This is a genomic window from Mucilaginibacter gynuensis, assembly GCF_039541195.1.
Classification (GTDB): domain Bacteria; phylum Bacteroidota; class Bacteroidia; order Sphingobacteriales; family Sphingobacteriaceae; genus Mucilaginibacter; species Mucilaginibacter gynuensis.
The window spans coordinates 141,183-155,019 of sequence record NZ_BAABFT010000011.1 but is presented as its reverse complement, the minus strand read 5'-3'; the positions used below and the strand labels follow the sequence as shown (position 1 = coordinate 155,019).

Genomic DNA, 13,837 nt, shown 5'->3' with positions numbered 1-13,837 from the left:
TGCTTTTACGCAAAAAAGTGCGACTTGGTTATTAAAACTGTCAAGATAATAGAAAAACAATAAGGATATCCTTGAAATATTGACATAAAGATAACAAACCGGCTTTAAATCTTAAACTTTATCATTCAACCTCTCTATGCAATTTCGTTTAAATAACCTGATGCAAATCACCACCCTTTTCCCCCATCTTATCCACCAGTTTTTCTATTTCAGGATCTTTTTCAAGTACGGGTGCATGATGTGGTTTTATGCGGGCATCAATGATCATTGGACCTTTGCACCCCCAGTGTTTATGCTCGGTAAAGCTATTAATACCATATATATCGTGCGATGGATTGCTGCGGGTAAAGGTTACCCAAACCAGGTTGTTGATACTTTGCGCTACAAAATCAGCGTCATCGCACATTACTATCAATGGCAGGCCTTCCATGTTTTTGTTCGCCAATTCTTCTTCCAGTATTTCCAGCACTATTTCAATATCGCTGCCTTTAATATTCTTGGGGATCTCAATTGCCAGTACGCCCGGCATGGCTACTTTGTAATTAGCTATCGGCCTTGGTAAGCTAAAACCGGCAGGCAATTCGTTCCATAGTTCGCGTTTAATTTCGCCCGCAACGGTTATGGCAACTTTACTGCCCGAGTTTAAACCATTCCCGCTGTAATCGAGCGTATCTATGGTTGTTTTGGTATAAAAGTGCAGATCGCGGGTAAGATCGATACGCTGTAAAATATGTTTCAGGAAAGCGCCGATATCGTGTATATCCAATGTAGGATCATCCTCATGTGCCGTGATGAACAGGAACTTGGCTAAGCTCAACTGATTTTTACCAAGTATATGATTAGCGATAGTCAGGATCTCCTGCGGTTTGCGCTCTTTCAGGTACGGTGTGTAACGTTCGCTGCCGATAGCGAAAAGTAAAGGGTGTACCCCTGCCGCGTCAACGGCATTAACGGCTTTTAGTCCCGGAATTTCCTGGGGTAATGCTGAACCTGCTATTTCGTGAATAAGTGCCCCAAAACTGGTATCCTCCTGCGGTGGGCGACCAACCACCGTGAACGACCATATCGCGTTTTTACGATGGTACACATTATGCACCTTCATCAGCGGGAATGGATGGGTAAGGCTGTAATAACCCAGGTGATCACCAAAAGGGCCTTCGGGTTTATTGTCGTGCGGCATTACGGTTCCGGTGATCACAAAATCGGCATCGGCAGAGATACAGAAACCTTCCTGGTCGTAAAAATAACGAAACCTCCTGCCGCCCAAAGCACCGGCAAAGGTCATTTCGGAAAGCCCTTCGGGCAATGGCATTACTGCCGCAACCGGGTGCGATGGCGGACCGCCAACAAAAATACTCACCTTTAACGGCTGACCTTTCGCGTTAGCTTTGGTTTGGTGCACGCCTATACCACGATGGAGTTGATAGTGTAAACCTATCTCCTGATTGTGAATATACTCGTTACCGCCCAACTGAATACGGTACATACCCAGGTTAGCATTCATAATACCGGGTTTATCGGCATCTTCGGTGTATACCTGCGGCATGGTAACAAACGGGCCGCCATCCATAGGCCAGTTAACAATTTGAGGCAACTCACTTATTTGTGTGCGTCCAAAACTGATTGGCGCTTTATTACCCACACGCATCGGCAAAGCCGAAAACGCAGTGAGCGCTACGTTAGCGTACTTTAAGGGATTTTTAATTGCCCTGATAGGATCTGATTTAATATCGACCAGGGTTTTAACTTTCTCCAGACTATCTCTGAAGATGAATTTTGAACGCTCAAGCGTACCGAACAGGTTAGATACCGCCGGGAATTTAGTGCCCTTAACGTTTTCAAATAAAATAGCCGGTCCTTCATTTTCAAACACCCTCAGGTGTATGGCTGCCATTTGCAGGTAAGGGTCAACTTCTTCTTTTATTCTTATTAAATGACCGTTCTTTTCAAGGTCGGTAACGCAGGCTTGTAGACTATTGTAGCTCATTGGCGTTAAAATTACGCACAAATAATGAGACGAGATAACGTGCAATATATCTATAGCCAATAACTTATTTACTTGGTCTATACACAATCAGGCTATCAAAAAAGGAAGCCTTTTATCTCACGATAAAAAGCTTCCTGAAAATCTAAAGTATACAAACTTTTAGAATTACATGATAGTTAAAATTATGCCAATATTTTAATTTTCTTTTATAAAAAATTTACTGGTCAATTTTATTGCGATCGGCGAGGGGTATTATTGGTGCTGTAAATATGTTCAACAAATAATCCAACGAAGTAAAGTGCCTCCTGTGGTGGTCACTTACAACATTGAGTGTATGATTTTGCCGGCACTATATCAGCTCCCCTTACCTTTTAAAAATCGATGCTAAGATGAAACAACCATTCAAAAATAATTGCTATTATTACTCTTTAGAATTAGGCAGGCGCTTGTCTGCCTATGTGATAAGGTTTAGGTTTAAAGTCTCTGGCAGCGAGTGCTCAGGGACTTTATTTTTATACTTTCTCATAAACATTCAGGCTAACACCTCAATATGGAGAATTAAGAGCTACGCGCAAATAGCTTGCGTCAAGAATAACCGGGAACAATACTCGAAATAATGTTATGAAAATAAAATGAATCAAACTGTAAAAGCTAATGGAGTTAAGGTTACAGGGCAGCTTTTAGTAGTAAGATAATTGCTTCCCTATTTTGTGATCCGTTGAACAATTCGTACCATTTCCTAATAGAAAGTAAAAAATAGACATCTACAAACGACCGAAGTTAAAGTAAATATCAAAACAAATGCTCTGATCACGGTATACAGAATAGGCGGGAATAAATAAACAATAGCCGATCCCCGGATAATATTCAAAAAAATTGAGTTAAATAGCATTGAGCCCCCAGTAATACCCGCTATTCATTGAACATTTCTGAATGGAATTACTATAAAAGCAACATGTAGCAACTAAAGGAAATATTGACTTAAGTGCAGAAATGCGAGTCTCCCGATTAAAACAATTACCACTTAACTAGGGTATTGAAGCTGCCCAAATTCTTTTGAAGAAGTAACAACTCCACCAAGCGTAATCGATGCGGTAATAAATATATTTGAAATTCCGCGCTATATTAATAAATCCGAGAGTCTTGATCCTTTTGAGGCCGCTATAATTTATCGACCTCTTCTATGATCTCTTTGTAGACGCCTTGCTTTTCTGCGATGGCCCTCTGTAGGTGATAGATACCCTTTAAGTACCTTACGATGGTATCAATTTTCAATATTGCCCTTAGTACAAAAGCAGATACTAAAAAAATCGCAAATGAGGATATTAACTCGAATAAAAAACGGTCTGTCTGCATAGTTTATTTCACTTAGTAAAACTAAGGTACTTAAAAGTTGAGAGTCATTAAACATTTTCTCGAAACAGGCTGGCGATTTGATTTTAATAGCTAATTGGATCAGAGATGAAATACACGATTTTACAGAACCTTAGGATATTATTTAACATCAAAAATGTAATATTCAAGTGAGTTATCCTTAAAGACTTTCCTATAGATGTACTGAAAACAATACTGATTAAACCTATCTACGAAAAAGAATCGTTATTGATGAAAGTGATATAGAAGGATCCTATCGCATCTTGTCAAGTTCAAGTATATCAGTCAAAAACAACACATTGGCGTTCATTGATACTCCTACTTGACGCAAAAGGTTAATTGTTTATTCCAGCCTTTCATATCCAACAAATGTTTTGGCAAAAGATTTGACAGTTATTATTGAACAAACTAATAACACAACAATGAGAAACATGTCTAAACTACTAGCTACCGGCTTGACAGCTGTCGCTTTATTCATCGGAACGAATGTGAATGCACAGACTAATGCGAAAAGTGCTTGGCGCTTAGGTTTTGGTATTGAAGGTGGAATACCAACCGGCGATATCAAAGATTACAGTAATTTTCAGCTTGGTGGAACAGCGCGTTTACAATATGGCGCAGCGGATAACCTGGCAGTGACCTTAACTTCGGGTTATTATAATTTTTTCGCTAAAAGTGCTTACTCTGATGCGGGATTTAAGGATGCTGGCGTGGTTCCTGTTAAATTAGGTATCAAAACTTTCTTTACTGATAACCTTTATTTCGGTGCCGAAGCAGGTGCCGGGTTTGAAACTAACAAAGGCGGGGACACCAAGTTGTTGCTTTCACCAGCGCTGGGATGGGCTGACAAAACTTGGGATTTCGGTGTTAAATACGAGAATTTCTCCGGTCAGGGGAATAATTATGGTGCAGTTGGGTTGAGAATAGCTTATGGCTTTGGATTATAATTATAATATACTAAAAAATGTCCCTGCCAACAGGGACATTTTTTAGATAAAACTTATAGGAAAGAGAACAACATGTATACACAAGGCAATCAGTATTTGAGTGCGGGCTGAGATGAATAGCAATTCAGTTATTGATGCTTTGCCAAAAACGAGATAAAACCTCCGGCCGGCTTAAGCGTTTTTATATTCGTCTTTAATCTCATCGTTCGTTTGAAGATATCTAAAGAAACCCTATCCGCGTTTAACCTTATAACCTTGTTCTCATACTTAAAAATAACTGTCGTGCCGTCACACAAAGTGCTCAAGTCTCTATCATGATACCACATGGCCACCTTGCAATCTAAAACTTTGCCCAAAAGATCGTTTCCAAAAACACAATTGAAATTGGCGAAAGGGTAACGTGTCCTCAGTTGCTTGATATCTTGTTGATCAGGACATAAACCAAGTGCCACAAAAGCAACATTGATTTGATTATTTAACACATCCGGTCTAAGATTACAAAAACACAGCATCTCCAACCCGGTGCAAAAAAGATAAACTTGCATAACCAGTCGGGGCAGGTTACAGAATGCAACCACAAATAATCCGGATAACGGAACCTCATGGTTGCGGCCGACAGCGGTTTCATATTCGTAAGAAAATTCATTCCTAGTATATAGGAAGCAAATGCGGTTTTGTTCTATCAAATAGCATTTGGCAAACATTTGCCTGATCGGTATACTGATGCGTAATTGATCTAATTTATTTATCATTATTTTCTCAAATAGCATTCGTAAATTAAATCCAGTACCGGATTTACAACCGGAATAAGCGTGGATGGCGTATGCTGTGTATTAATTCGCTGAAAAGCAATACGGTCAGCAAGCGCCGGTACGACTATACCTAAACGTTTTAAAATATTTTCTATATCTGTTCTGGTATCATAAGTGACATTTGACTTTATACGATTGGGTATAAATAATTGCTTAATATTGGTGTTGATCTTTCCTACTAATAGTGCATACTGAATGGTCGGCTGCAAAGTTAACAAGTCATAGTTAAAGGGACAAATGATCACTTGGGCCTGTTGAATGATAGCCCTCAAACGTTCATTGATCATTTCTGCCGGCATATCGACAATAATCATTTCTACAGGAAGTTGATGAATACGCTTTAGCACAAAGTCAAAATTTTCTATATCCACCGGCCAAACTTGATAGGGCGGCTCATTTTCCAGCACCTTAGCCTTCTTCGCTATCATATCGATCGCATGTTGAGGGTCCAGATCGAGTAAAGCAACCCGTTGGGATCTGTTTCCGGCTAAATAATTGGCAAGTAACATCGCAAGCGTACTTTTCCCTGCGCCACCTTTTTGACTACCGATTAATACCATCATGTCTACTATAAATTTGTCAATGCTTTCTTTTACGCCTGCGTTTTGGTCCGTGAATGGCGTCGTCATCAATGTCTGTAGCGATTCGTACAGGAAATGAAAGTGACGTAAATTCTTGACCAAGGTCAGTAGCAACATTATTTCCCACGATCAGCTCCCGTAAAGGTATAATTTCTTTGCCTGCAAAAACGGCCTTGCTATGGTGATCTATTATCGTAAGATCGTGGGGTAAATACCCGTGACGGGTATGGTATATCACTTCAAGGCCATACTTATATTTTAAGAAATCAGCCATTGGACTGGAATACCCCGTTTGGATTTCTGCCCAATGACCTGCAAGGCTATAGGTTAACGGATATAGTCGCGGATCGTAACATAACTTTGCTGTTTCGATTGCCCGTCTGATGGTTTCTATCCTGGCAGGCTCACGTATCCTACCAACTTGTCGAATGACGTCATGAAGAGGTATCCTGGATAGTATTATCCCGAATTTATAGATTTGGTATTCTTCCCCGGTGATCCCTGCACGATAACCAAGAGTATTCATCAGCGTTCCAAAATCTGAAAGATCTGCTAAGGAATAACTTGAAACCAGTTCAATAGCTTTGTTTAATTGACGATTAACGTCGATACCCGTCAGAATATGCAGCGCCTGAACAGACCTGATCCGCTCAAAGGAATAAGCTATCTTTTTTCCATCCCTACCGATACGGGTAGATACGATATGCAGGTGGTTATTAGCCGTATCTTTGTGAAAAAACAACAGGTAGGGTTGGTCGCCGTAACCCATGGCTTTCATCCATTGCTCGCCCAGAGATTTCAAATAAACTTTATCCTGACTTCTCCCCCGGCAGGAAATAATTGCATGGAATTGCGGATATCGGATATGTGCGTTTAGTGCGGAATTAGCTTTTAAATAATTAACGTAATCCTGCTTTCGTAAAGCAGACAAAGCCTGTAATGCGCCAAATTTGTGCACATATAATAATTCCGCCTGCTGCTTCTCTATTTTATTTAAATTGTAAAATACTCCCCGGAATGTTTGGGATTTCTCTAAAATTCTGACGTTCATAAGTTATTTTCATCTCATCATCAACCGGATGATTTGTCGAATCAATTTATCCGTACTTCTTTGTGCAATAATGTATTCCGATAATAAACTGTTAAAGACAATCATCGTCTGTTCCTGCAACAAGCCAGCTTCGTTGCTATCAGAAATTTTCTGCATTAATACATTCAGCTTTTCTCTAATCTGTCCGAGCGTGTTTCCGCTGGCGTCCAATAAATCCAGGAGTTTTTTTGCGTTGACGAGCACTTTACCTGTATTTACAAGTAAGCGTTGTCTCATCAGATCCATTCTAGTAATACCCAACTCCTGCTCAAGGATTAGCAACTGTTCGAATTCATTATCCGTCAGCATCGCCTTTACCAGGTGGATCCTTTTACCATCTGTTAATTTCGGACCGCCTCTTTTTCTAATACCTGCCACTTTTTAAGAATTATTATTGTTACCAAAAGAATAACCCATATCATTCCCGTGAAAGACTTCGGTTTGCTGCCCGACGGCATTATATTCCGGTCTTGGAATCATCTCAAATTTCCAATCAAAAAGAGATAGTCATGCTAAGTATCTTCAGCGATGCTGGGAGTTTGATCTGGTCAGCGGCATAAGATTATTATTTTCAGGGATGGGCGGTTTCCTGATGTTGGAGGCAGCACGATAATAGCTATCACTTAGCTGCGCTGCATCTGTCAGGTCACGCTTTTTATTAAAAATCGCATTCAATCCTGTATAAAGCATGTAAGAGACACCACCATCAACGAGTACAGAGGCTACCAGAGCCAATTTGTTTGATCGGATTCCATAAATATCTGCACCCGAAAAGTTAAATCGAGTTTTATCGGCCAATTCAACTTCGCGGCCTTTCCTGTAAGCATCCTTTTGCGCCGGCGTCAGTAGTTCGTCATTGATCATATCAGGTACCAGGATCTTCGCTGTGTCAGAGGTGATAAATTCCCTGGTTTCCTTATCATATTCGATAAGTAATTCCTTTTCGTGCCCTTTGTCATCAATTGTCAGGCGTAACAGGCTACCTATCTTTCCTTTTTCCAGTTGCCGAATCTCGCTTTCATCTAAATAAATAGGGGCCACTGATTTTCGATAGACCGGGTGTATAAGCAAGTCTACCTCACCTTTTACATTCTTTTGTAATGATAATTTGGCGTTCATCATTTTAATTTTTGTATTTCCCGTTTCTATATTTTTAAGCTCTATCAATGTTGTCCGTCGACCGGAAAGCAATGTTTTTAAATCCTTAACATCTAAGAGCATTTTACCATCAGCTAACAGGCCGATCTGTTTCAGGTGTGGAATCGGGAGATCATTTTCATTAAAGCTCATCAAGTTCATCAGCGACCGATTTTTTGTGTGGGTACTTCTTCCGGTTTCATTTGCTGAACAGGCGGGTTATTACGCGCCGCAACCAAGCCCGCAAACAAATTATCAGTAGGCTTCATTTTGAATCGCTCGCCGGTATCCCCTTTTTCCATTTCAAATGACTTGCCTCTTTTGTCCAGCACGGTATAAAAAGTATCGTTGTAAGCAATGACATCGCCTTTTGTTAATGTATCGTTCGAGGTAGTTGTTTGTTTAACATCCTGTTTCTGGCCAATGCTGAGTAGAAAATTAGCAATCTTTTGGGCATCTGATGAAACCCGCGAAATTTCAAAAGGGTCGTCTTTCAGCATCCTGGCCCATGATCCCGCGTAAGCAGCATGGGATCCGAATTGATGACCTGTCTTCAACTCTCCACCAATCAACATAGCAGCAGTCGCCGCGCGGAATTCCTCTTTCGCATATTCTAAAGATCCGAAACGGCCTTCCATGGGACGATTTAATCGTGTTTCATGACCAGTCCAATGTGCTAACTGATGAACAGCAACCTGGTAATACTTAGTATCGTTTTCGAAGGTACTTTTCTCCGGTAAGTGAATCTCATCTTTGATCTTATCATAATACGCCTCCTGCCCTCCATGAACAATAGTAGCTTTAGTGTCGGAGATCAGCTTTTCTGCCTGTTCCAACGGACTAAGTTTTTTGCCTTCAGCAGCAATTTCAAGAAATTCCTGTAAAGATGGGATGTCTTTGATCTGTGTTCCATTAAACAGGAACGCTTTCTCATTGATGACCCTGTCAAATTCCACGGTCCGGGTTAGTGTCTTGCCATCTGCTCCCTTTATCTTTTCGCCGTCCGGTGTACGCATTGCCTGAATTTCGCTCTTTTTTGGGAAATTAATCAATGTACCTTTGGAACCTTCTTTAACCAGGTAACCGGCGTAACTTGCGGAATCAGCGGACATCCATCGTGGATCATCATATCCTTTAAGTGCTAAGTTAATGGCATTCATTGCACTATAGCCTTTTCCGGTTATGGGGTTGATAGGTTTCACAAAGGCAGGTAAACCATTTTCTTTTATGGGCTTCTGAAATGGTGATGTTCCGGCTTTAAGCTCTTTTACCAATGTTTCAGCCAATTGAACATAAAGGGGTTTGAAATTTTTACTCATGATCGTTTGTGATTATTGTTGATAATTTGATAATTAAGTGACTGATAATCGATCCTGTTAAACGAGACGGAACGATCTGTAACAACCTGAAGCTGGCAGACTTAGCGCAAGCGACGGATGGTATTTTTTAAACCAAGGTGATCCTCCAGGGAAACGAGCCCCTTTCTGTATACCGTTTCGCTCTCTTTCGCCAATTCAAGGGCGCGTGATACCTGTTCCGGGTAACCGAAGCGTTCAATCAGCGCGATTTTGTGGAGATTGTTGTAATCAATGAAAGACAGTGTATGTCCATCACGTTCCAGATATTTAAAAATATCTTCTGATTTTTTCAATGTCAACAGAGCATTGGCGGCATAGAGCCCCAGTTGGCCATCCTGAAATTCCACATAGACATCATTCCTAATCAGATCGGCATGGCGAATAGTTCCTATCTGTGCAGCCTTTCCGGCAGGATCATTCTTTAATTCCGGATGCACCATAACATAATTTCCGGCGATTTCTTCGTTTGGACTCATCCGTTCATTTATTTAAGGAAGCCTTCGGTATGTCCGGCGGCTTCATAGCCTGAAATTGCTGCACGATTTCCCGCACCTCATTGGTGATACGCATAAAGTTCTGTGTTAGTCGTTCCTCTTGTTGCCCACCAAAATCGTAGTAAACCGGCAGTTGCCTGTAAGCCCTTTCCTCCTGTGCAATTTCCTTCATATCAAGATCGACACGACAATTAATAGCCGATGTCCGGAATTGTCCGGTGTATTTTTCAGTTACATCGGCAGCAATGATCCCTACCATCTCACCGGCATTCAGCGAAGCGATCTTTCCTGCAGGAATCAATGCCTCCAGTTTTTCATTAAAGGATGAGGAGGTTTTGTTACGGTCAACAGAAAGACCTTCCCCTACCTGTTTGGATTTTCCAAACAAGCGCTCCAACCATTCCAGCGTTTCCTTACTTCTTACTGAACCGGAAAGGACGTTCCCCACGACTGAAATAATGGTGGCGGCGGTATCTTTTCCATATTGCTGATTAAATTGTGGTAATTCCTGTAATCCCAGTAACACAGCAACCTTATTGCTCCTGGCCGTAGCAATTAAGTTCTCAACCTTATGTATAAATAAGGTAGGTACTTCATCGATGATCAATGCTGATGGCAAATTACCTTTAGTATTGATTAGCTTGGTAAGACGATTAACGACAATAGAGTAACAGGCTGAATTAATATTCTGTGTGTTGGGATCATTAGCCAATATGAGAATGCCCGGATGACGGGGGTCAGATATTTTCAGATCAAAATCATCGCCGGAGAACACCCAGTAGGTTTCCTTGGTGGCAAGCCTACTGACAAATACTTTTAAAGTTCCGATCTGACCTTCAAGTTGGTCAAATGCTTTGGCATGATAAGCGGTCATGAATGGTGACAATAGAGAGCGCAATTCCGGCTCGGAAGCAAGCGTATCAAAAACCTCCTCGTAACTACGGTTTAAAAGTGCGAGCACATGCGGCAGGCTGGAATAGCGGCCATCGGCATACTTACTCAGGAAATAGATGCAGGAGGCCAAAAAGTTAATAGCGGATTGAGTAAAGAACTGATCGCTTCCATCCGAACGGGCCCCCTTTTTTAGTGCTTCTATCAGTCCCTCAGCTGTTTCCGCAGCATCAGCCAGTGAATGAATATAAGCGGCGCGCCAAGGATTTATACGCCGGCTTTTTGCCGGATCATTCAGATTAAGGACATGAAATGCATAGTTTTTAAGTTTACCAACCTGTTTCGCTTTGAGGTAATGGTAATAGGCAATCTGCCCCAGATCTGCAAACTTGAAATCATATACGCAAACCGCGAATTCTTTGGCAATGAGTTGCCGGATAAAGGGATTTACGATTGAAAAACTTTTACCTGAGCCTGGCGTACCAATCAGAATAGTACCCCTAAATACATTGCAGATATTGATCCAGCCGGATTTTACCTTTCTCTTATAATAAAACAACATCGGAATGTTGACAGAGTAAGGGGTTTCTACCAGTTTGACCGGCTGCATAAAACTTTCTGATTCAGTGTTCCATTGATCTTTGCCCAGCCCAGAACGAATGATCTTAGACAGATTGTCCAGGGAGAGACTGGTAAGCAGCGCACCAAACAATGAACTGATCATATAAGCCAGATCAGACCATGATGTAAATGGAAACAGTAACGCAGAGTTCCACCCCAAAAAGACCAAGCTGCCAAAGAACAACAACAGGCCTATAACAAGCGGAAAAATGATGTGTAAACGTGCACTAAGGTTTGTATCTTTTTTTGCCCGCGTGCCAATGCTGACCAGGCATATAAGCACTAAAGTGGCCAGCCTGCTGTATAATGGACGGCTGTAGATCAAAAGGCAGGCAATCCGATGCAATAGATCAGCAAAAATGCCCCAGACCGGGGCATTAGGATAAATAAAAATAGCCGCATCCATGATTATCGATAAATAAATACAGTACCGCAGGAAGCCATGCAGTTTCTGCTGTTCATGCGTCTCTTCCATATTGTTTTATGAATTAGGGGACTCTATTTGCTTTTGCAGTTTTGACACCTTAATTGGAAACAGAATCGGTCAAAGTTCAGTCGGACAGGGTATCAGCTTGTAAGATATCCTGATAAGGGATCCTCAAAATCAGGATTCTACCTGAAATTTGCTTTTCACTCAATTCTATCACCAATTGTTTGTTACCCGGGAAACTCATTTTTTTGAATGCGAAGACATTCCGATAGTTCTTCCTAAAGGCGGAGACATCAAATAGGGCGAAAACCGGTTGCAATTCAAATGACTGAATGTTGGATGCCTTCGTTACTTTTTCGTCATCAATACGAAAACGAATCTCCTCTATTGCGTAGTTAAGACGGGTATCATTGCGATAAGTAATATCCAGAAATACATAATCCCCGGCTGTAAAAATCCGGTTTAGTGTGGCTGTCACCCCAAAACTTTTGCTAGTTTTCCTTGGGTTTCCCGGTTTTCCCGCAAAGATCCGGAGTGCCATCATTTTCAATTGATTTTGAGAAAATCCGATATCTGCGATATCAAGGGGCCTGGTATCCCTCGGATCAATATTAATTTGCGTGCTGCCCGTATCTCCCGGCTGTAAATGATATTGAATAATGAATTTCTCACCGGCAATAGTAACCACTGCATTTGAAAAGCTGCTTACAGAATCTTTTAACCGAATTCTGAGTACGTGTTTTAGAGGGAGATCACCAACCAGCGCTTTTGTGGAAATATCGACATACTGAATAGGTTCAGGAGATAGGAAATGTAAAGTCTGGCCATGTGGCAGATAAACAGTTGGCTGGTGGCCCTGACCATGAGCGGCAGATCCAATCACCCACAACAGGTAGTACATTATATTTTTCATAAGATTCTGTTTAAATTATTCAGCAGCAGGAAATGATCCTTTTATAGTATTGATTACCTATTGCATTTTTTGTAACATATCAGGATCGAAGAGGTAGACATAAGAGTTATACTTCATTTTAGCTTTGTTTTTTCTGATCAGACCTGCAATAGCGGATGATGTAGATTGAAAGAGCTTATCCACCGAACTCATGATGAATTGGCTACCGATGTTGTTACCATCAATTGTAACGCCTTGCACGGAATTGCTACCAAGCTCCCTCGTAAACTCACGAAATGCAGATGATGGCACATACAGGCCCGGCAGCCCGTCAAGGTCATAGACTTCAAGCCTTACAGGGAGGACTACGCCATCGGCGAGTATCGTATTAATGACCAAAGTCACACGTTGCTCTGAGAACCCGCTGATTTGTGCAAAAATATAGGTCCCTTTTTTGACATGCGTCGATCCGGCCCTGATCTCTTCAAGCAGTTTTAGCCGCAGCCGGGAACCTGCATATCCGGTTATATTTTCATCAATTACTGCTGTGATAAAAACACTTTTCACGACAGGCCTGACGGTGTTAAAATTACTGTTATCAACGCTTTCCCGAGTAACTGATAATTTATTATCTGCTGGGGTCTCATTTTGCGCTTTTTTAGTAGTTAACTCCTTGTTGTCGACCTTGGCTTCCATGTCCCGAACTTTCGTCAGGCTATCCATATAAGCGATTTGCTGTTTAAAGACCTCCATTGGGTCTTTTTCACGTGGAGGCAGTGGTAGCTCACGCCGTTGCTGGTATTCCGGCAATAGATGATCTGGAGTATTAGTTTCAGTATTACCATTTTGGGCAAACGGCATCTGTCCATACTTAGCTTTTAAAGCTTCATCCAATGAGTCCAGCGTTCGATGATCATTGAACGTGTAATTGTCGTGAAAAGCAGGATTGCCGGAGGTTTCTTTTGGAATAACATTAACTACAGAATAACCGTCTGCATTTTTGTAAGTATCGCGGTAAGCATCCAGTTTATCAGACAGTTCTCTTTGCCGGACACCTGAGGCTACTCCCACGACTGTGCCATTAAAGCCATTTTGAGGTTGAAGAGTCGGGCTTTGATTGGCGAAGCTGCTTTTCCACACATAAAAAAAGAGAGAGATGAACGGTAGTGCCAGAATTGGCAATACATACCTCGGTTGTTTAAAATCAATTTTCATGAGAAATA

Annotated in this window: 12 protein-coding genes; 1 reads left to right on the top strand and 11 read right to left on the bottom strand. The window is 41.4% G+C overall.

All coding sequences use genetic code 11. The features are described from left to right. Nucleotides 1-148 precede the first annotated feature (148 nt). The gene (locus tag ABD894_RS19465; RefSeq protein WP_345212744.1) at nt 149-1,987 is read right to left on the bottom strand and encodes a UbiD family decarboxylase; all 1,839 of its coding nucleotides are present in this window, start codon (nt 1,985-1,987) and stop codon (nt 149-151) included. A 1,748-nt stretch (nt 1,988-3,735) separates the two neighbouring features. On the opposite strand from ABD894_RS19465, the gene ABD894_RS19460 reads away from it, so the two are divergent. Further along, nucleotides 3,736-4,308, top strand: coding sequence for a hypothetical protein (locus tag ABD894_RS19460; RefSeq protein WP_345212743.1), 573 nt, complete (start codon nt 3,736-3,738; stop codon nt 4,306-4,308). Nucleotides 4,309-4,436: 128 nt separating this feature from the next. Here ABD894_RS19460 and ABD894_RS19455 read toward each other — a convergent pair whose 3' ends face one another. From ABD894_RS19455 to ABD894_RS19410, 10 genes are all read right to left on the bottom strand, one after another. After that, nucleotides 4,437-5,060: a hypothetical protein gene (locus ABD894_RS19455; RefSeq protein WP_345212742.1), complete on the bottom strand. Its 624-nt coding sequence runs from the start codon at nt 5,058-5,060 to the stop codon at nt 4,437-4,439. Continuing rightward, nucleotides 5,060-5,683, bottom strand: a complete 624-nt coding sequence (locus ABD894_RS19450) for a ParA family protein (protein WP_345212741.1) — start codon at nt 5,681-5,683, stop codon at nt 5,060-5,062. The genes ABD894_RS19455 and ABD894_RS19450 overlap by 1 nt, the downstream gene beginning before the upstream one ends. Nucleotides 5,684-5,699: 16 nt before the next feature. Then, nucleotides 5,700-6,752: a relaxase/mobilization nuclease domain-containing protein gene (locus tag ABD894_RS19445; RefSeq protein WP_345212740.1), complete on the bottom strand. Its 1,053-nt coding sequence runs from the start codon at nt 6,750-6,752 to the stop codon at nt 5,700-5,702. Between the two features lie 9 nt (nt 6,753-6,761). After that, on the bottom strand, nt 6,762-7,169 hold the full coding sequence (locus tag ABD894_RS19440) for a hypothetical protein (RefSeq protein ID WP_345212739.1): 408 nt from the start codon (nt 7,167-7,169) through the stop codon (nt 6,762-6,764). A gap of 144 nt (nt 7,170-7,313) precedes the next feature. After that, nucleotides 7,314-8,090 carry a DUF4099 domain-containing protein gene (locus ABD894_RS19435; RefSeq protein WP_345212738.1) on the bottom strand — a complete coding sequence of 259 codons (777 nt, stop codon included), beginning with the start codon at nt 8,088-8,090 and terminating at the stop codon, nt 7,314-7,316. After that, the gene (locus ABD894_RS19430) at nt 8,090-9,247 is read right to left on the bottom strand and encodes an ArdC family protein (RefSeq protein ID WP_345212737.1); all 1,158 of its coding nucleotides are present in this window, start codon (nt 9,245-9,247) and stop codon (nt 8,090-8,092) included. Before ABD894_RS19430 ends, ABD894_RS19435 begins: the two co-directional genes overlap by 1 nt. Before the next feature lie 101 nt (nt 9,248-9,348). Then, nucleotides 9,349-9,762 carry a hypothetical protein gene (locus tag ABD894_RS19425; RefSeq protein WP_345212736.1) on the bottom strand — a complete coding sequence of 138 codons (414 nt, stop codon included), beginning with the start codon at nt 9,760-9,762 and terminating at the stop codon, nt 9,349-9,351. Between the two features lie 4 nt (nt 9,763-9,766). Beyond that, complete coding sequence (locus tag ABD894_RS19420) at nt 9,767-11,767, bottom strand: type IV secretion system DNA-binding domain-containing protein (protein ID WP_345212735.1); 2,001 nt, start codon at nt 11,765-11,767, stop codon at nt 9,767-9,769. A 76-nt stretch (nt 11,768-11,843) separates the two neighbouring features. Further along, a complete protein-coding gene (locus ABD894_RS19415; RefSeq protein ID WP_345212734.1) occupies nt 11,844-12,635 on the bottom strand; it encodes a DUF4138 domain-containing protein in 792 nt (263 codons plus the stop codon). Nucleotides 12,636-12,692: 57 nt separating this feature from the next. Continuing rightward, a complete protein-coding gene (locus ABD894_RS19410) occupies nt 12,693-13,829 on the bottom strand; it encodes a conjugative transposon protein TraM (protein WP_345212733.1) in 1,137 nt (378 codons plus the stop codon). Nucleotides 13,830-13,837 lie beyond the last annotated feature (8 nt).

Excerpts from the sequence above, each read along its gene's own strand:
- ABD894_RS19465 (WP_345212744.1), bottom strand. The coding sequence starts at position 1,987 with ATGAGCTACAATAGTCTACAAGCCTGCGTTACCGACCTTGAAAAGAAC.
- ABD894_RS19455 (WP_345212742.1), bottom strand. The coding sequence starts at position 5,060 with ATGATAAATAAATTAGATCAATTACGCATCAGTATACCGATCAGGCAA.
- ABD894_RS19450 (WP_345212741.1), bottom strand. The coding sequence starts at position 5,683 with ATGATGGTATTAATCGGTAGTCAAAAAGGTGGCGCAGGGAAAAGTACG.
- ABD894_RS19445 (WP_345212740.1), bottom strand. The coding sequence starts at position 6,752 with ATGAACGTCAGAATTTTAGAGAAATCCCAAACATTCCGGGGAGTATTT.
- ABD894_RS19435 (WP_345212738.1), bottom strand. The coding sequence starts at position 8,090 with ATGAACTTGATGAGCTTTAATGAAAATGATCTCCCGATTCCACACCTG.
- ABD894_RS19430 (WP_345212737.1), bottom strand. The coding sequence starts at position 9,247 with ATGAGTAAAAATTTCAAACCCCTTTATGTTCAATTGGCTGAAACATTG.
- ABD894_RS19425 (WP_345212736.1), bottom strand. The coding sequence starts at position 9,762 with ATGAGTCCAAACGAAGAAATCGCCGGAAATTATGTTATGGTGCATCCG.
- ABD894_RS19420 (WP_345212735.1), bottom strand. The coding sequence starts at position 11,767 with ATGGAAGAGACGCATGAACAGCAGAAACTGCATGGCTTCCTGCGGTAC.
- ABD894_RS19415 (WP_345212734.1), bottom strand. The coding sequence starts at position 12,635 with ATGAAAAATATAATGTACTACCTGTTGTGGGTGATTGGATCTGCCGCT.
- ABD894_RS19410 (WP_345212733.1), bottom strand. The coding sequence starts at position 13,829 with ATGAAAATTGATTTTAAACAACCGAGGTATGTATTGCCAATTCTGGCA.